Genomic DNA, 17,963 nt, shown 5'->3' on the forward strand with positions numbered 1-17,963 from the left:
CCACGGCTAGAGCTCGTCGATCTCGGTCGGGTTGGCCAGGTAGGCGATCTCTTCCTCGGTGGCCGCGCCGCGCAGCACCCAGACGTCGTCCAGCTGGCCGCGCCAGTTCTGGCCCGCTGGATAGGCGCCGCCGGTTCTGGCCCGCCCGAGTTGCACTGAGGTGATGGGCGCGAAGACCCGGGTGTTCTCGCGGTAGGACACCGTCGGGGCCTCGGCGGCGTCCTCCCGCACGCCGTTGACGTACAGCGTGATCCGGCTGTCGAAGCCGTCGTAGACGACGGCCAGGTGGTCCCAGTCGCCGAAGCCGCCCTGGTGGAAGCTGGAGTGCTCCACCGTCGCGGTGGTCGCGCCCGCACCGTCCACGCTGGGTACGTCCAGGACGTAGCAGCCCTTGGCCGCGTCGTAGCGCACCACCACGGCGCTGTTGGTGGCGCCGGCGAGGCCGAGCACGGTCATGGACCTGGTGGGAGTGCCCGCCGTCTGCACCCACGCCGACACCGTGAAGCTCTCGGCGCTGTCCACCACCGCCCCGTCGGCCGCGGCGTAGTCCCCGTCGCCGCCGGGGAGGTCGAGCGCCCCGGCCACCTGGCCGTCGGGCGGGGTCACGACGGCCAGGGCGGGATCGGTGGTGATCTTCGCGGCGCCGGCCAGCGTGACCGGGTGCTTGACGGCCACCGGCGCGGAGTCGGGGCTGGTCGCCGGGGTGCCGGTCGCGGTGTTGAGCCGCCAGCGGCCGAAGATGTCGGACTTGACGGCGAACAGGTCCTGCGCCTCCTCGACCGAGACGATCCGGTCGTAGACCCGCACGTCGTCGATCGCGCCCGTCACATGGTCGACCGCTGCCCCGTTCCACTTGGACCGGCCGATCTGCAGCCCGCCTGCGGCCTGCCACACCGGTGGAAGGTCGTTGGAGCCGCTCTCGACGCCGTTGACGTAGATCCGGAGCTTCCCGGCCACGACGTCCTGGACCCCGACCAGATGAGTCCACTGGCCGAGCGTCGCCGTGGCGGCCGAATACGCGGTGAGCGTCGTCGGAGCCGTGATGTCGCCCGCCGTCCGCATGAAGGCCCACTTCTTGTTGGCGGCCCGGTACTTGAGGTAGAAGCCGCTCTGGTTGGCGCCGTCCTGGCTGACGATCGTCATGTCCGTGGCGGCGGTGGTCGGCAGCTTGACCCAGGCGGCGACGGCGAAGTTCCCGGTCGTGTTCAGCGCCGGGCGGGCGGTGGAGGCGTACGCTCCGGGGCCGGTGAGCTGCATGGCCGTGCCGATCTGGCCGGGGACCGCCAGAGTGGCGCCGCCCTGCACGGTGGCGGGCAGAGGGCCGCCACCCTCGCCGTAGACCCGCTCGTTGCCGGCCGGCTCCTCCAGCCGCCAGTGCGCCGCGAGCTTCCGGCCTTCCGGTGTGGAACCGGCGGCCAGACTCGCCGCGTCGGCGTCGGACAGGGCCTCGGCGAACACCTCGACCTCGTCGACGTCGCCCGGCCAGTTGTTCGCGTACCCGCCGTCGTACAGGCTGCGCCCGATCTGGAACGCGCCCCTGGCGTCGAGTACGGAGGTGACCGGGGTCTCGGCCGCCTTGGTGCCGTTGACGTACAGCCGGAGCATCTTGGCGGGCGCGTCGTACACGCCGGTCAGGTGGGTCCAGACGTTCAGCTCCGGCGGCGTGGGCGCGATCGCCCCCGTCCACGGATCGCTCGCGCCCTTCACGTCGTTCGCCGGGGTCTTGAACACCCATGAACTAGGGGCGGGATTCACGCCGAGCTGGAAACCGCTCTGGACGGACGCGTCCTGCGCCAGAACGTTGTAGAAGGCGTCGTTCTTGCGCAGCCGGACCCATGCCGCGACGGTGAAGCTCTGCGCGGTGTCGGCGACGGCGAGGTCGGTGGCGGCGTAGCCACCGGCGTAGCCGTCGAGGCTGAGTCCGTTGCCGGCCTTGCCCTCCGCGCCGAGGGTGGCCCCGGCGCCGGACCGGGCCGCGATCCCCGGGGTCTCACCTGTGAGCGTGGTGGAGCCGGCGGGTTCGTCCAGTTTCCAGCGTGTCTTCTCCGGGGCGCCCTCGCTCACCCAGAACCGGTAGTCGCCGACGGAGAAGTTCCCCGCCGCGTCCCACACGGTGATGTACAGGGTGTTGACGCCGGGATGCGTCGGGACCACCTTGACCGTCTGCGGGTTGGCGGCGCGGCTGAGCGCCGAGGCGGGGGCCGGGGTGGTGTTGAGCGCGTAGGCGTACTTGGTCACCTCGGGGTCGAAGGTGATCGTGAACGACCCGTAGCGGCCGACGCCGTCGCGCGCGCTCACGTCTGGGTCGTCGGGGTTCAGCTCCGGGTACTCGGGCGAGCCGACCACGGGGGTGCGGGGCGCTGTGGGGTCGTAGCGCAGGTAGCAGCTGGTGGCGGCGCCGCCCGAACTCCACGGGCTCCACGCCACGCCGTCGTAGGCGCGCACCTGGTAGTTGAAGTCCGTGTTCACCGGGATCAGGCCCGAAGGCACCTGCGCCGAGAACGACGAACGGTGCGAGCCCTTGGCCGACTGCTTCTTGGGGCTGGTGGTGCGCCACTGGTGCTCGGTGCCGGCGGCGTCCTTCCACGACACCAGGAACTCGGCGTTGAGCTTCTCCCCCTCGGCGCCGCTGTTGTCGGGGTCGGTGAGGTTGTCGGCGTACAGCATCGGCAGCCGGTTCACCGGCGTGGTGTGGCCGTAGGCCGGGCAGGGGCCGCCGGGGCTGGAGTGCAGTTGCTTCATCTGCGGCTGCGGCGGGGTGCTGTTGTAGTACACGCGTAGAGTCGCGTCCCCGTCGAACCGCTTCCAGCCGTACTCGTCGTCCTCGTGCCCGGCCCGCAGGCCGAACGTCGTACTCGACCAGCCCTTCTTCGCGGCCTCCTTGACGGCCGACTCCACGTCGAAGACCACGTCGCCCGCCGGGCAGCTGCTCGAATGGCCCTTGGCGACGTCCCGGTAGGTGAGGTAGTCCACCCAGTTGTCGGAGGTCGAATTCCAGGTCGAGTTCTTGCCGAACGCGGTGGTCCGGTAGATGTGCACCGACCGCCCGTCGCACGAGGGCGCCCAGGTCTCCTTGACCGAGAACTCCGCCGAAAGGATCTGCTTGCCGGCGAAGCGGCTGGTCGGCATCCGGTAGAACAGCCGCTTGACGTGCGAGCTGCCGCAGTAGGCGCCGGCCGGGGGCAGGCTGATGGGGCAGCGCCCCATGCCCTCGTCGGTGAATTTGTGGTCCTCCCAGCCTCCGCTGGAGACCATCAGCTTGGCGGACTCGCCGGGCGCGTACCACATGGGGTCGATGTAGATCGGGAACTTGGCGTCCGGAGAGGTGAGCAGCCCCTGGTCCGGCTCGAGCGTCATGCGCCCGGCGTCGGCGCTCGTCTTCATCACCGCCACGCGTGAGGTGTCCCCCGGCGCCACCGCCGACGGCCTGCGCAGCCCTCCGTTCCCGGGCGTGGCCAAGGCGGCCAATGCCCCGGCGGGCTCGCTCGAGTCCCACATCTTCGGCGGCGGCGCCCTGAACACCTCGGCGCCCGTCACCGGGTCGAGTGCCGATTGGTCGCCTCGCGTGTCCGCCGCCATCCGCAGGTCCGGCGCCGACAACCCGAACTGGAGCCTGGCCAGCCGGGGATCGCGCGCCGCTTCCGGCGTCTTCACCACCAGCACATGGGACGCGCCGTCCGCGGTGGCCCGGACCCGCAGGTCGACCTCGGGCCCGAACACGCCCCGATACACCGCGGTGTCACCGTCGAGTTCGGGTGCGGGCAGGCGGCCGGGCCACGACAGCGACATCCGGCGGCCCGCTCGGGTCATCGACAGCATGGGCGCGTCGCCGCCGCCGGACAGCCGCAGATCGACGGTGGTGGCCGCGGGCCGGATGGACCCGTCGGGATCCCTCCGCAGTGTGGTGTCGATGCCGACCCACGTGCCGTCCTTCAAGGTACGGACCGGTTCCAGGTGCTCGACCGCGACGAACCCGCCCTGTGGTCGCGCCCGCACCTCACGTCTCTCGCCGCGCAGGCCGAGGACCTCCACCGGCTGCCCCGACTCACGGGCCGACCGCGCCGCTTCGGCCTCGGTCACCTGGGGCTCAGGACCGGCGGCCCGCGCTCCCCGTCCGGGGGCCGCGCCCCAGGACGGGACGGCGAGGCATGACAAGGTCATGGCCGCCATCGCTGACACCGCGGTCAGGGTCCAACGAGTTCTCAACACCGCGCTCCCACCGGCTCCCCGTCGACGTCGGCCGCCAGACTCTTCTGGCGGCCGAGATCAAGAGTGGCGGTGGCCGGTAGTAAGCCCGTTCAGATCGCGTAGATGCCGTGTTGATCCGGTGTTGTCGCTCTACTCGGTCAGGTCGGGTCGGTGACCGTTGACCGGTTCAGCGGTCCACGAGCACCCGGCCGAACTCGACCTCCGGGGTGGCGCCGGCGAAGTTACGGTCGACCTGGGCCCGTTCGGCCGCGCTCGGATTCGCGTTCGTGCAGCTCACCGGAGCGCTGGAGCCGGACATCAGGTCGGAGCAGAGGCCGGTGCGCCGGTCGGGCAGGCCTAAGATGTGGCCGATCTCGTGGGCCGCGATGCGCACGGGGTTGTAGCCCTGTGAGGTGGCCTCCCTGCCCATCCAGATGGTGCCCCGGCCCAGGCTCGTGGGCAGGGTGCGGGGCCAGCCGTTGTCGGCGACGACGACGAAGTCCGCGGGGGTGCCTGCGACGAGGCGGACGTTCGTGACACTGGAGTTCCAGATCTGCGCGGCCTGGTCGACCGCGCCGCGGAACTCGGCCGCGCGGCCGGCGTCGTACCGGAGGGTTCTGAGCAGGGGCGCGGCCTGTGCGGGCGAGGCAGCGAGCAAGAACGCGACGGTGAGGATGAGAGAGAGCGCGAGACGCAGGGGTTTGTGCATCGGGTCTCCTCGGACAGTGGGGGTGCTGTCACGGTAGGCGCGCCGACGCGGTCCGGGGATAAGCCAGTTTGCCCCTATTGCGGTGGTATGGAGGAGCCATGCAAGCGGCTGATGGCCTGCGCCGAGGGCCCGGCGCTTGTCACGGGCTCAGGTAGCGTTCGCGCAACACCGCGATCAGCTCGGCGTCGACGCCCAACCTGTCGGCCGCGTAGTCCCGTACGGAGCCATGGCCGGCCGCCAGGTCCGCCAGGCAGAGCCGCATGACCTCGCCCGGTGCGCGGCCGTAGCCCGGCCACTTCAGCGTCCGGTCCGGATAGGCCGCCCGCCAGTCGGCGACCAGCCGTTCGGTGGCCAGTTCGGTGAGCGCGAAGTCCTCCACGATCGTCTCCTCGTCCACCCCCAGCAGGGACAGCACCAGCGCGGCCAGCAGCCCGGTACGGTCCTTGCCCGAGGCGCAGTGCATGACGAGCGGAGCGCTCTCCTCGGCGGCGATCACCTTCAGTGCCTGCCCCAGCTCCTCGACGCCGTCCAGCGCGACCTCGGCGTACCGGTCGGCGAGGAAGCGGGCGGTGTCGATGTCCGCGCCCAGCTCGGCCTGGTCGTAGGGCCGATGCTCGATGCTGAGGTTGTGGTAGACCAGGCCGTCGCTGTCCGGTACGCGGCCCCTGGCGGCTATCTCCCACGGGTAGCGCAGGTCGATGACCGTGCGCACGCCCAGGTCGAGAAAGCGCCGCCAGTCCTCCCCCTGGAGCTTGGCCAGAGAATCGGAACGGTACAGGCGCCTCCAGCGCACCGTACGACCGTCGCGGGTGCGGTAACCGCCCAGGTCCCGGAAGTTGTGCAGCCGGTCGAACGCGATATGCCTCATCGAGCACACCTTATGAGGTAGGCGGGACCTATGGACGTAGCCGGGAAACATGCCCAGATTGGTGGACATATCCAACTACGCCCGGAGGTACGCGTGAAGCGTGTCATCGTCCTGGCCGCCTGCACCCTCGTGGCTACCGCTATGGTCAGCCCCGCCCAGGCAGTCCGGACCTCTACCGCCTCGGCAACCGAATACATCGTCTTATACAAGGAAGGGGTGCAGCCGGACGTCGCCCGCAAGGCCGTCCAGGCGGCCGGCGGCACAGTGGTCAAGGAGAACACCGCGGTCGGCGTGGCCACCGTCTCCACCACCAACACGGGCTTCGCCGGCGCCGTCGCCGCGAACGCCTCGATCGAGGGCGTGGCGCACAACCGCTCCATCGGAACGGTCCCGTCCGCCGCCCGCAGCGCCGCCAAGGCGCGCAAGGCCGGCGACGCCGTGGAGAAGGCCGCTGACGGCGCCCCCGCCGCCACCACCTTCGGCAAGCCGGGCCCGACGGCCGAGCCGCTGTCGGAACTGCAGTGGGACATGAAGCAGATCCACGCCACGGCCAGCGGCTCCTATCGCTACGAGCAGGGCAACCCAGGGGTGCTGGTCGGCATCCTGGACACCGGCGTGGACGCCTCGCATCCGGATATAGCACCCAACTTCAATCGGGCTCTGAGCCGTAACTTCACGGTCGACATCCCGGTCGACGCCAACGGCGATCCGGTCGACGGGCCCTGCGAGGCCGAGCCGGACCACTCCTGCACCGACCCCGCGGACGTGGACGAGAACGAGCACGGCACGCACGTGGCCTCCTCCATCGCCTCGCCCATCAACCGGCTCGGCGTGTCCGGTGTGGCGCCCAAGGTGTCCATCGTCAACCTCCGGGTCGGCCAGGACTCCGGCTTCTTCTTCCTGCAGCCGAGCGTGGACGCGCTGACATACGCGGGCGACCACGGCATCGACGTGGTCAACATGAGCTACTACATCGACCCGTGGCTGTTCAACTGCGTGGACAACCCGGCCGACTCCCCCGCCGACCGTGTGGAGCAGGCCACCATCATCAAGGCGACCCAGCGGGCGCTGAACTACGCCCACGACAGGGGCGTGACGCTGGTGTCCGCGGCGGGCAACGGCGGCACCGACTACACCAAGGAGCTCGTCGACGGCTCCAGCCCCGACTTCGCCAGCGTGCCCGGCGAGGCGCCGTACGACCGGACGATCCCGCCGAGCTGCGTGTCCATGCCCAGCGAGGGCAACCACGTGATCGCGGTCTCGTCCACCGGCATCAGCAAGCGCAAGGCGTACTACTCCGACTACGGCAACGGCTACGTGGACGTGGCCTCGCCCGGCGGCGACGCCTACGACGACCCGGCCAACACTCGTGACGTGACCAGAGCGACGCTGGCCGCCTATCCGAAGTCGCTGGCCGAGGAGAACGGGCAGCTCAACCCCGATGGCACGCCGAACACTCCGTCCGTGGTGCGCGACTGCCGCGGCTCGGTCTGCGGGTACTACACCTACCTCCAGGGCACCTCGATGGCCTCGCCGCGTGCCGCGGGCGTGGCGGCGCTGATCGTCAGCCGGTTCGGCCACCGCGACCGCGCTCACGGCGGCCTGACCATGAACCCGGACGCGGTGGAGGCGGCGCTGAAGGCGACCGCCACCAAGACCCCGTGCCCGGAGCCGCGGGCGTTCACCTACACCCGCATCCTGCCGGACGGTACGACGACGACGGCCACGCACACCTGCGAGGGCGGCAGGTCGCGTAACGGCTTCTACGGCTCGGGCATCGTCGACGCGTTGAACGCGGCCCGATAGCCCCACGGCATGACCGGTGCGCGTTCTCGACAGCGAACGCGCACCGCGTCCGCGGAGTCGAACGGTGGTGGCGACGGGCACTACTGGGAACTCCCTTATTCGTTGTGCTCGGCGCGGCCCAGCCGCCAGTAACCCATGAAGGCCACGGCCCGCTTGTCCATCCCCCGCTCGGCGACCAGGTGCCGCCTGAGCGACTTGATCACGGCCGCCTCGCCGGCCAGCCAGGCGTACAGCGGGCCGTACGGCGCCTCCTCGGGCACCTCCCACAGCTCCTCCACATCTACATCGATGTCCTGGAAGGAGTCCGGGGTGGGCAGCGGCGGGAGCAGCCGGTCGGCGGCGGCCCTGACGGCGGGCACCAGCAGGGCGCCGCGCTCCTCGTCGGCGCGGGCCAGCCAGGTGACCTTCACACCGCTCGCCGTCTCGACGGGCAGGAAGTCGTCCGCGCTGGGGACCTCCATGAGCGCCTCGCCCTCGTAGCCGGCCGGCAGGCGTTCGAGAATGGAGCAGATCGCGGGGACCGCGGTCTCGTCGCCGGCGATCAGCACCGCCCCGGTGCCCGCCGGCGGGTGGAACTCCAGGCCGCCGTGCGGCCCGTCGTGCCGGGCGTCGGGGCCGAGCAGCACCGCGACGGCCCCTGGCCGCACATCGGCCGCCCAGCGGGCCACCGGGCCGTCGCCGTGATCGTGCATGACCACGTCCACGTCCACCTCGCGGGCCTCGGGGCGTACCAGGCGGGCGGTGTAGGTACGGAGCGGGTTGCGCAGCGCGTCGGGCAGGCCGCGCCAGCGCGGGAACCAGTCGGGGCCGCTGGGCAGGTGCTCCAGCCCGTGCCCGTCGACTGGCAGGATGAGCTTGATCCGCTGGTCGAACCCGTTGTCCGCGAAGTGGCGCAGGTCCTCCCCTTCGAACGTCACGCGCAGGAACGTCGGGCTCAGGCGTGCTAACCGGTTCACGCGTACATCGAACATGCGAAAGGGCTCGATCATCGTCAGCTCCACCTCGATCCTTTAAGGTGAGGCTAACCTAACTCATATTGATCGACCAGTCCCGTCCGGGCACGGCAAACGCCCCCGTCCCTCCAGCCCGGGACGGGGGCGCCTGCCATTCCGAGCCCTATGTCCGGCGGACTCGGAGGTCAGCGACATGACGAGGGCGGCGGCGCCGCCGAGCATCGCCCGCTCCGTCGGCGGCGCCGCGCCCGGCATGCGGACGGGGGACGGGAGCTTGATGCAGGACATTAGGCGGCGAGCGGCGGCGTCGCGACAGGGCTCGGCCTAGGGATATCCCTAGGCGTCCTTGATCCCTAGACGATCCCTAGACGTCTTTGATCGCATGTTTGACCCCCACCGGCAGCACGTCGAAGTGGACCACCACGCGGCCGGTCGCCGGATCCGGAGCGCCCGGGGACTCGAGGTCCCGGCGGTCCGCCACGGCGCGGTACCTCTCCAGAACCTCGAACACCTCCTCGCGCATCCGCGTCGTCTCGGCCGCGGTGAGCCGCATCGACCGCCGCCCGAACCCGCTCGCCCGCACCCACTCCTCGGGAGTCGTCGCCTCCTCCTCCCGCCAGCGCGCCAGCTCGGCACCACGCTGCCGAATGAGGTCGTCGAGCAGCCGGGCGAACGCGTCAACCGTCTCGGCGTCGGCCGACGGGTCGGTCGAGGGATCGCCGTAGGAGAAGCCACCCGGCACGATCCGCCAGTACTTCTCCTTGCCCTTGCCCAGCTCGGGCACCGTCTCGATCATGCCGTGCCGGGCCAGCTCACGCAGGTGGTAGCTGGTCGCCCCGGTGTTCTGACCGAGCAGTCCGGCCAGCCGGGTGGCCGTCGAGGGGCCGTGTTCGTCGAGCAGTTCGTAGATGCGCAGTCGCAGCGGGTGCGCGAACGACTTCAGCGCGTTCGCGTCGAGCGCCCTGGCCGAATAGTGCTTGCTCTCCATGGCTGTGCACACCTATCTTTGCAAAGAAATCTGTGCATAGTTTTCCTTACACATTAGCGGAGTGAGCCATGCCACGTCTCGGCCGATCGTTCGGCTTCCTCCTGTCGTCGACCGCCCTCTCCAACCTGGCCGACGGGGTGCTCAAGGTGGGCGCGCCCCTCCTGGCCGTGTCGATGACCCGCTCCCCCACGCTGGTTTCGCTGACCGGCGCCGCCGCCACGCTGCCGTGGCTACTGTTCGCCCTGCACGCGGGCGCGATCGCCGACCGGCTCGACCGCAGGCGGATCATGGTGCTGGCCAACCTCGCCCGTTCCGCCGTGCTCGCGGCGACGGCCGCGCTCGGGCTGCTCGGGCTGGTGAATCTGTGGGTCGTGCTGGCCGCCGTACTGATCGCGGGCGTGGCCGAAGTCTTCGCCGACACCTCGGCCCAGTCGGTGCTGCCGATGGCGGTGCCGCCAGAGCGCATCACGGCGGCGAACGGGCGGGTACAGAGCGCCCAGATGATCGGCAACGAGTTCGCCGGCGCGCCGATCGCGGGCCTTCTGGTCACGCTGCTGCCCACCGCCGTCTTCGGCGCTCCAGCCCTCCTGTACGGCGCGGCGGGCCTGCTCCTGCTGGGCATGAGGGGCTCCTACGGAACGGCCGCCACAGCGGGCCCCAGGCGCTCGCTGCTGCGCGACATCCTGGCCGCCCAGCGCTATCTGTGGTCCCAGCGGTTCCTGCGCACGCTGGCCGTCTCGGCCGGCCTGCTGAACTTCGCCAGCGCCGCCTACTTCGGGGTGTTCGTGCTGTGGGCCGTCGGCGACGGGTCGCGGATCGGGCTGTCCCCCAGCGGGTACGGCCTGATGATGACCGCGATGGCCGTCGGCGCGGTGGCCGGATCGCTGGTCTCGGAGCGGGTATCCGGGCTGTTCGGAGAGGGCCGGACGCTGGTCGGCGCCTGGTTGGTGAGCGCCCTGCTGTACCTCGTGCCGGTGGTGTGGCCCGTCGCCTGGCTGCTGTATCCGACCTCCGTGGTGTGGGGCGTCGTGGGGGCCGTCGCGAACGTGCTGGTCATCTCCACGCGACAGCGGCTGATCCCGCCCGAACTGCTCGGCCGGGTCAACTCCGCCTACCGGCTGATCGGCATGGGCGGGATGCCGGTAGGGGCCGCGCTCGGCGGGGTGGTGGCCGAACTCGCCGGGCTGACCGCCGTGCTTCTCGGCGCCACGGGCGTCTGTTTGGTGGGTGTGGGGCTCGTGTGGCGCGCCTTACACGATCGAATTTCCCACCCTTTGACCAGCACACCTTCCGTTCCCGACACATTCAGATCACGTTAGTCACACTTTGGCCTACCTCGAGATGACATGATTACCCCGAGCAATGAGGGGATGGCATGCGGGAGATCGGCGGACGGTACCTCCTTAACGAGGAGGCCGGTCGTGGAGGTATGGGAGTCGTCTGGCGGGCTTTCGACCAGCTTCTCCACCGGGAGGTGGCGCTCAAGGAGCTGACCCTCAGCGGTGAGGCCGAGATGGTCCGCCGCCGGGTCCTCCGTGAAGCGCGGATGGCCGCTGGGCTCACCCACCCGAACATCGTCACGGTCCACGACCTCATCGAAGAGGGCGGCAAGCTCTGGATCGTGATGGAGTACCTCGACGGCCTCTCACTGCACCAGCTGCTCTCCCAGGTGGGGACGCTGCCCGCGCAGTCGGTGGCGGCGATCGGCCAGCACCTGCTGGCCGCGCTGCGCACCGCCCACCAGGCAGGGGTGCTGCACCGCGACGTGAAGCCGGCCAACGTGATGCTGACCGGCGACCGCGTGGTGCTGACCGACTTCGGCATCGCCACGGTCGAGGGCGACATCCGGATGACCACGTCCCGGCGGCTGCGCGGCACGCCCGCGTTCATGGCCCCCGAGCGGCTGCATGGCGGCCCGGCCAGCAAGGAGGCCGACATGTGGTCGTTCGGTGCCACGCTCTACAGCGCCATCGAGGGCCAGCCGCCCTACCCCGGGCAGGACGCGGCCACGGTGCTCGGCATGGCCAGGAGCGGCGGCTACCCGCCGCCGCGCCGGGCCGGGGTGATGCGGCCCCTCATCGAGGGCCTGCTCCACCACGACCCGGTACGCCGCTTCACGCCCGAGCAGACCGCCGGCTTATTGGCCGGCATGCGCGCCAGCAGCTACCCCGCGGCGATCTGACCAGCCGCTGAGCCGCCGTCGGCCGACCGGCCCTGGCGGCCCGAGCGGCCCGCTACTCCCCCGCGACCGGCTGACCGGTCGTTCCGTTAGTCCTCTTCGCCGCGCTTGGCGCGGGCCTCCGCCTCGGCGGCGTCCATGGCGGCGGCCTCCTCCGGCGTGGGAGCCGTGCCGCCGAGGTGCTGGGGCTGCCACCACACGCCCGGCGGGATCTCCGGGTAGGTGCGCTGGGCCCGGTCCACCAGCTCCGACATCCGCGCGTGCAGGTCGGCGACGTGCTGGTCGACGTTCTCGCCGCGCTTGGGGTGGATGGGCTCCCCGATCAGGATCGTGATGGGTACGTGCCGCAGCGTGAGCTGCTTGGACCGGCCCTTGGTCCAGATCCGCTGACTCCCCCACAACGCCATCGGGATGACCGGGACCTTGGTCGCCTGAGCCATGCGGATGGCGCCGTTCTTGATCTCCTTGACCGTGAACGACCGGCTGATCGTCGCCTCGGCGAAGACGCCGACCACCTCTCCCGCCTTCAGCATGCGCAGCGCCGTCGCGTACGACCCCGCGCCCGCGCCCCGGTCGACCGGGATGTGGTGCATGCCGCGCATCAGCGGCCCCGAGATGCGGTTCTCGAACACGTCCTGCTTGGCCATGAACCGCACCAGCCGCTTGGCGGGCACCGCCCCGAACCCGGCGAAGATGAAGTCGAGATAGCTGATGTGGTTGCTGACCAGCACCGCGCCTCCGGTGCGCGGGATATGCTCGGTCCCCTCTATGTGGAAGCGGTAGTCGAGCACGCGAAAGAGGGTCCGCGCGGTGGCGATCACCGGCGGGTACACGATCTCAGCCATGACCAGAAGGTAGCCTATTCACCCCGGTCGGACGGTAGTCGGCAGGGTCGTAGAAGCTGTGGCCGAGTTCCGCAAAGACGCTTGTCCTGCCCGGGAAACGGGCAGATGTCTCTCATCATGAAGAAGCTCATCAACTCGGCCGAATCCGCGGTTGACGACGCCTTGGCCGGGATGGCGGCCGCCCACCCGTCGCTGCGGATCCGCGACCGGGTGGTCTACCGCGCGTCGGGGCCGCGGGCGGGCAAGGTCGGCTTGGTTTCCGGCGGTGGCTCGGGGCACGAGCCGCTGCACGCCGGCTTCGTCGGCTACGGCATGCTCGACGCCGCCTGCCCCGGAGAGGTCTTCACCTCGCCCGTGCCCGACCAGATCGTCGAGGCGACCACGGCCGTCGACGGCGGCGCGGGCGTGCTGCACATCGTCAAGAACTACACCGGCGACGTGCTCAACTTCGAGATGGCCGCCGAGCTGTGCGAGGACGTACAGGTCGCCGGGGTGCTCGTCGACGACGACGTGGCCGTCCAGGACTCCCTCTACACGGCGGGCCGCCGGGGCACCGGCGCGACGCTGTTCGTGGAGAAGATCGCCGGAGCGCTGGCCGAGGAGGGCGCGCCGCTGGCGCAGGTGGCGAGCGTGGCGGGCGAGGTGAACGCGCGCAGCCGCTCCTTCGGCATCGCGCTCACCTCCTGTACGACGCCCGCGGCGGGCAAGCCGACGTTCGACCTGCCCGACACGCAGGTGGAGCTGGGCATCGGCATCCACGGCGAGCCCGGCAGGATTCGGGCGCCGATGGCCTCGGCCCGCGAGCTGACCGAGATCGCCATGGACGCCATACACCGCGACCTGCCGCTGGAGGGCGACCTGCTCGTCCTGCTGAACGGCATGGGCGGCACCCCCCTGATGGAGCTGTACGTGGCGTTCGCCGAGGTGGCGGCCATCATCCGCGGCAAAGGGGCGCGGGTGGCGCGGTCGCTGGTGGGCAACTACGTGACGAGTCTGGACATGCAGGGCTTCTCCGTGACGATCTGCCGGCTCGACGACACGTTGACGCGTCTGTGGGACGCGCCGGTCGAGACGCCGGGGCTGCGCTGGGGACGCTGATGGGCGCCCCCACGGACCCCGAGACGGGCGGGTCCTCCATGGACCCTGGGACGGACGGCGGTTTCATGGACCCCGGCATGTTGACCACGGCCTTCTTCGTCGCCTGGATGGAGGAGGTGGCCGAGCAGGTCCGGGTGCATCGCGAGCGGCTGACGGCCCTGGACGCGGCGATCGGCGACGCCGACCACGGCGCGAACCTCGACCGCGGCTTCACCGAGATCCTCAAGGCGCTGGCCGACTCCCCGCCGACCGCGCCGGGGCAGGTGCTGGTGTCCGCGGGCACGACGCTGATCCGCCGCGTCGGGGGTGCTTCCGGGCCGCTGTACGGGTCGGCGTTCCGGGCCATGGGCAAGGCGATGGAGGCACCGGTGACGCAGGCCGGGTTCGCGGCGGCGTTCGAGGCGGGGGTGGTCGCGGTCGAGCGGCTGGGCAAGGCCGCTCCGGGTGACAAGACCATGGTGGACGCGCTGGCTCCGGCGTCGCTGGCCCTGGCGCTGGCCGTACGGGATGGGGTGGGGGTTCGGGAGGCGTTCGAGCTGGCGGCGCGCGCGGCCGAGGAGGGGGCGCGGGCCACGATCCCGATGCTTGCCCGTAAGGGCAGGGCCAGTTACCTGGGCGAGCGCAGCGTCGGGCACGAGGATCCGGGGGCGGCGTCGTCGGCGCTCATCGTCGCCTGCCTGGTCACCGTGAGCCCGTGATGGTGGGCATCGTACTGGTGGCCCACAGCGCCGGGCTGGCGGCGGAGGCGGCCGCGCTCGTCCGCGGCATCGCCGGTACGGGCGCGCTGGTGGCGGCGGCGGGCGGCACCGAGGACGGCGGGGTGGGCACGAGCCTCGACCTGATCGAGCGGGCGCTCACGGCGGTCGACCAGGGCGACGGCGTGGTGCTCGTACCCGACCTGGGCAGCTCGGTGCTGACGGCCCAGCTGCTGGCGGAGCCCGGCCGGGTGGTGGTGGCCGACGTGCCGTTCGTGGAGGGGGCCATCGCGGCGGCCGTCACGGCGGGTGCGGGCGCGCCCCTGGCGGCCGTTCTCACGGCCGCCGAGGAGGCCCGCACCATCCGCAAGCTCAGCGACTCCTGAGTCGGCTCAGTGGCCCTTGAACGCCTCCTCCAGCCACCACGAGCCGCGCTTCCCGGCGACCTTCGCATGGACCAGCAGCGGCCGGTCTCTGGGGCCTTTCAGCCACTCGGCCACCCCGGCCAGGTCGCCGGGCCCGGTGACCGTGACGGCCGCGAAACCGTAGCCGGTGGCGATGGCGGCGAAGTCGGCGGGCGGGAACCTGACCGTGCCGAGCGGGTGCCCGTGCGGGCCGAAGTGGTGCACCTCGGCGCCGTACGCCTCGTCGTCGTAGACCACGACCACCATCGGCAGCCCGAGCCGTACGACGGTGTCGAGTTCGGCGATGCCCATGAGCGCCCCGCCGTCGCCCAGCGCGGCCACCGGCAGCCGGTCGGGTCGGGCTAGCGCGGCGCCGATCGCGGTCGCCAGCCCGAGCCCGATCGACTGGAACGCCTGGGTGAAGCAGAACCCCCGCTCGTCGGGCACGTCGAGGAACATGGCCGGGTACCCCATGAAGTTCCCGGAGTCGACCGCCACGATCCGCTCCCCCGGCAGCAGGTCGTCGAGCCCGATTGTGAGCGTCCTGGGGTCGATCAGCCCGTCACCGCCCTCGTCGTCGTAGGGCATGGCCTGCCATCGGCCCTCGGCCCGGATCCGCGCGGCGACCTCCACCGACTGATACCCGCGCCCGGCATCCCCCGCCGAACCGCGAGCGTTCCCCACCGGACCGCGAGCGTCTCCGGTCGAAGCGAGGGCGTGGAGGACCGTGCGCGCCGTGGTGGCCGTGTCGCCGACCAGTCCGAGGGTGACCGGGCGGTGGACGCCCAGGGCGCTCTCGTCGAGGTCCACCTGGACGAGCTTGGTGTGCTCGCCGATCAACCGTCCGTGGCGGGTGGTCCACATGTTGAGGGCGCACCCCCAGGCCACGATGAGGTCGGCGTCGCGGATCAGCTCGGCGGCGAGCGGAGTGGCGAAACCGCCGCTCACGTCCAGGTCCCAGGGGTTGCCCCGGAACAGGCCCTTGGCGACGGCGGAGGTGGCCAGCAGCGCGCCCGTGGCGTCGGCCAGCTCCTCCAGCTCGGCCCTGGCGTGCCTGGCGCCGCGCCCGGCGACGAACACCGGCCGCCGCGCCTCCGCCAGCAGCCGGACCAGCGTGCCGAGCTCCGCGGCCGACGGCGTCCTGGGCGACTCCGCGTCCGACAACGTTCCCGGCGACTTCACAGCCGAGAGTGACCCCACGGCCGACGGCGTCCCGTGCGGCTCGCCGATGAGGCCGCGCCACTCGACGAGCTCCTGCTGCACGTCGAGCGGCAGGTTGAGCACGACCGTGCGCCGGTCGCGGGCCGCCGTACGGTAGGCCGACAGCGTGTCCTCGACCGCCCGGCCGGCCTCGGTGACGCGGAGCGGCACCGCGCCGACCGACGCCGCGAGCGCGTCCTGGTCGATGTGGAAGTTGGACCGTACGTCCGTCGCCTCGCCGGTGAGCACGATCAGCGGGGTACGGCTCTTGGCCGCCTCGGCGATCCCCGTCACGGCATTGGTCAGGCCGGGCCCTTGGTGGACGGAGACGATCCCGACCTTGCCGCTCATCCTGGCGTACGCGTCGGCCATCGTGGTGGCGCCGCCCTCGTGGCGGGCGGCGACGAAGCGTACACCGTGCGCCACGAGGGCGTTGGTGACGTGGAAGTTGCCGCTGCCCACCACGCCGAACGCGGTGTCGACCCCGGCCTCGGCCAGCACCCGCCCGACGGCCTCGGCGACGATCATCTCTCGAGCTTATGGTCGCGGCCGCTTCGGAGCTCGTTGGCTCGTCCCTCGCTCTCTCCCTCCGAGCTCCTCCGCTCCACCAGCGCCAATACCCGCACAGGGCTCCCAGAGCCGCCCACGATCGGCAGCGGCGGGGCCAGGACGACGGCGCCGGTCACCGGCAGGCGGTCGAGGTTGCGCAGCTGGGTCAGGCCGTACTTGCCCGCCCCCAGCAGGAACGAGTGGCACGGGAAAGGCGGGTCGAAGGAGTGGGCGGTGCCCGCGTCGGTGCCGACCGTCTCGACGCCGAGCCCGAGGATGGGCGTCTCGGCGGCCAGCCAGTTCGCGCATTCGACGGAGATGCCGGGGGTGTGCGGGCCGGTCTCGTCGGCGTTCAGGAAGGTGGCCTGGTCGGCGGACCTGGCGTCCCAGCCGGTGCGGTAGAGGAGCCAGCCGCCGTCGGGCAGCGGGCCGTTGACGCGCTCCCACTCCTTGACGTGGTCGATCTGGAGCAGGAAGTCGGGGTCCTTCTCCGCCTCCGACGCCAGGTCGAGCACGACGGCGGGCGCCAGCAGGCTGGACGGGGGCACCTGGGAGACGTCCTGACCCTCGCGGCCGGTCACCCAGTGGATCGGCGCGTCGAAATGGGTGCCGGTGTGCTCACCCGTGTGGATGTCGTTCCAGTACCAGGCGGGGCCACGGTCGTCGTAGCGGCTGATCTCCTCCAGCCGGAACGGGATCGTGTTGCCGAACGGCTCGGGCAGCTGGAGGATCGGCGTCTCCGGCGACAGGGGCGAGGTGAGATCGATCACCTCGATGGCGCCACCGCGCAGGCTCTCCACCAGGCTCCGCAAGATCGACATGTCATCCTCCTTGATGGGCTGGCTGCATCCTCCTATATCGGCCTGCCCGGCTCCAAGCACGTCAGGACTTGGTCCATGGGGCGCAGCCGCCCGTCTGGAGCGCCTTGTCGGTGGCCAGGATCGTCACGGTGGCGGGACCCTTCGGCATGTCCGCCGCGATCACGTCGCCGAGCTGGGCGGACGTGCTCTTCATCCGGGCCCAGTAGCACGTGTCCGTGGCGGTCGCGGGACCCGTCGTACGGTAGGTGCCGGGCTGGATGTCCACGCCCACGATGAGCGTCCGCATGCCGCCGAGGGCGCCCGGCGGCCCCGCCGAGCCCACGGGAGCGGCCGCCCCCGTCGGCGCGGCCGTACCCAACGGCGCGGATGTCCCCGCCGGGGTGGAGGCGGCCGGACCGGACGTGGCGGTGCCGGGCAGGGCCACCGGAGCCGACGTGACCGCGCCCGCCGGGGCCGACGGATCCGACGTGGGGGCGCCCGCCGGAGCCGACGGGTCCGTCCCCTGGTCCGCGGGCGGGGTCGAGTCGCCGATCGTCATCGTCACCGGAGGCGTCTCCGCGGGCGCGGCCGTCGCCTCCCCCGAGTCGAGCCCGGTGAAGTATCCGAGCAGGAACCCGAGTAAGCAGGTCAGCCCGGAAACGAGCACGATGATGGTCGGAC

At 71.3% G+C, this 17,963-nt stretch carries 15 protein-coding genes; 6 read left to right on the forward strand and 9 right to left on the reverse strand.

All coding sequences use genetic code 11. The features are described 5' to 3' along the window. Positions 1-6 precede the first annotated feature (6 nt). The 3 genes from AB0J16_RS54325 to AB0J16_RS54335 form a co-directional block, all read right to left on the reverse strand. Complete coding sequence (locus AB0J16_RS54325; protein ID WP_358555548.1) at positions 7-4,206, reverse strand: LamG-like jellyroll fold domain-containing protein; 4,200 nt, start codon at positions 4,204-4,206, stop codon at positions 7-9. Between the two features lie 169 nt (positions 4,207-4,375). Further along, complete coding sequence (locus AB0J16_RS54330) at positions 4,376-4,897, reverse strand: snapalysin family zinc-dependent metalloprotease (RefSeq protein WP_358555551.1); 522 nt, start codon at positions 4,895-4,897, stop codon at positions 4,376-4,378. 139 nt (positions 4,898-5,036) lie between these two features. Beyond that, positions 5,037-5,765, reverse strand: a complete 729-nt coding sequence (locus AB0J16_RS54335; RefSeq protein WP_358555554.1) for a tyrosine-protein phosphatase — start codon at positions 5,763-5,765, stop codon at positions 5,037-5,039. A 93-nt stretch (positions 5,766-5,858) separates the two neighbouring features. Between AB0J16_RS54335 and AB0J16_RS54340 the strand changes: the two genes are divergently transcribed. Then, complete coding sequence (locus AB0J16_RS54340; RefSeq protein ID WP_358555557.1) at positions 5,859-7,571, forward strand: S8 family serine peptidase; 1,713 nt, start codon at positions 5,859-5,861, stop codon at positions 7,569-7,571. 95 nt (positions 7,572-7,666) lie between these two features. On the opposite strand, the gene AB0J16_RS54345 is transcribed toward AB0J16_RS54340, so the two are convergent. Together AB0J16_RS54345 and AB0J16_RS54350 are read right to left on the reverse strand one after the other, a co-directional pair. Continuing rightward, positions 7,667-8,560, reverse strand: coding sequence for a siderophore-interacting protein (locus AB0J16_RS54345; RefSeq protein ID WP_358555560.1), 894 nt, complete (start codon positions 8,558-8,560; stop codon positions 7,667-7,669). A 328-nt stretch (positions 8,561-8,888) separates the two neighbouring features. Then, positions 8,889-9,512, reverse strand: a complete 624-nt coding sequence (locus tag AB0J16_RS54350; RefSeq protein WP_358555563.1) for a helix-turn-helix domain-containing protein — start codon at positions 9,510-9,512, stop codon at positions 8,889-8,891. 68 nt (positions 9,513-9,580) lie between these two features. On the opposite strand from AB0J16_RS54350, the gene AB0J16_RS54355 reads away from it, so the two are divergent. Next, on the forward strand, positions 9,581-10,831 hold the full coding sequence (locus AB0J16_RS54355) for an MFS transporter (RefSeq protein ID WP_358555566.1): 1,251 nt from the start codon (positions 9,581-9,583) through the stop codon (positions 10,829-10,831). A 56-nt stretch (positions 10,832-10,887) separates the two neighbouring features. Then, positions 10,888-11,694, forward strand: a complete 807-nt coding sequence (locus AB0J16_RS54360; protein WP_357945775.1) for a serine/threonine-protein kinase — start codon at positions 10,888-10,890, stop codon at positions 11,692-11,694. An 86-nt stretch (positions 11,695-11,780) separates the two neighbouring features. On the opposite strand, the gene AB0J16_RS54365 is transcribed toward AB0J16_RS54360, so the two are convergent. Continuing rightward, positions 11,781-12,536: a lysophospholipid acyltransferase family protein gene (locus tag AB0J16_RS54365; RefSeq protein WP_358555569.1), complete on the reverse strand. Its 756-nt coding sequence runs from the start codon at positions 12,534-12,536 to the stop codon at positions 11,781-11,783. A 117-nt stretch (positions 12,537-12,653) separates the two neighbouring features. Between AB0J16_RS54365 and dhaK the strand changes: the two genes are divergently transcribed. From dhaK to AB0J16_RS54380, 3 genes are read left to right on the forward strand one after another with little or no spacing between them, the layout of a single operon-like run. After that, positions 12,654-13,634: a dihydroxyacetone kinase subunit DhaK gene (gene dhaK / locus AB0J16_RS54370; protein WP_358555660.1), complete on the forward strand. Its 981-nt coding sequence runs from the start codon at positions 12,654-12,656 to the stop codon at positions 13,632-13,634. Next, the gene (dhaL, locus tag AB0J16_RS54375) at positions 13,634-14,332 is read left to right on the forward strand and encodes a dihydroxyacetone kinase subunit DhaL (protein WP_358555572.1); all 699 of its coding nucleotides are present in this window, start codon (positions 13,634-13,636) and stop codon (positions 14,330-14,332) included. Before dhaK ends, dhaL begins: the two co-directional genes overlap by 1 nt. After that, positions 14,332-14,715 carry a phosphoenolpyruvate--protein phosphotransferase gene (locus tag AB0J16_RS54380; RefSeq protein WP_358555663.1) on the forward strand — a complete coding sequence of 128 codons (384 nt, stop codon included), beginning with the start codon at positions 14,332-14,334 and terminating at the stop codon, positions 14,713-14,715. The genes dhaL and AB0J16_RS54380 overlap by 1 nt, the downstream gene beginning before the upstream one ends. A gap of 6 nt (positions 14,716-14,721) precedes the next feature. On the opposite strand, the gene AB0J16_RS54385 is transcribed toward AB0J16_RS54380, so the two are convergent. From AB0J16_RS54385 to AB0J16_RS54395, 3 genes are all read right to left on the reverse strand, one after another. Then, positions 14,722-16,461 carry a thiamine pyrophosphate-binding protein gene (locus tag AB0J16_RS54385; RefSeq protein ID WP_358555575.1) on the reverse strand — a complete coding sequence of 580 codons (1,740 nt, stop codon included), beginning with the start codon at positions 16,459-16,461 and terminating at the stop codon, positions 14,722-14,724. After that, positions 16,458-17,303 carry a cyclase family protein gene (locus AB0J16_RS54390; protein ID WP_358555578.1) on the reverse strand — a complete coding sequence of 282 codons (846 nt, stop codon included), beginning with the start codon at positions 17,301-17,303 and terminating at the stop codon, positions 16,458-16,460. The genes AB0J16_RS54385 and AB0J16_RS54390 overlap by 4 nt, the downstream gene beginning before the upstream one ends. 61 nt (positions 17,304-17,364) lie before the next feature. Beyond that, on the reverse strand, positions 17,365-17,949 hold the full coding sequence (locus tag AB0J16_RS54395; protein WP_358555581.1) for a hypothetical protein: 585 nt from the start codon (positions 17,947-17,949) through the stop codon (positions 17,365-17,367). Positions 17,950-17,963: the final 14 nt, after the last annotated feature.

This window comes from Nonomuraea sp. NPDC049750 (genome assembly GCF_040659625.1).
Lineage (GTDB): Bacteria > Actinomycetota > Actinomycetes > Streptosporangiales > Streptosporangiaceae > Nonomuraea.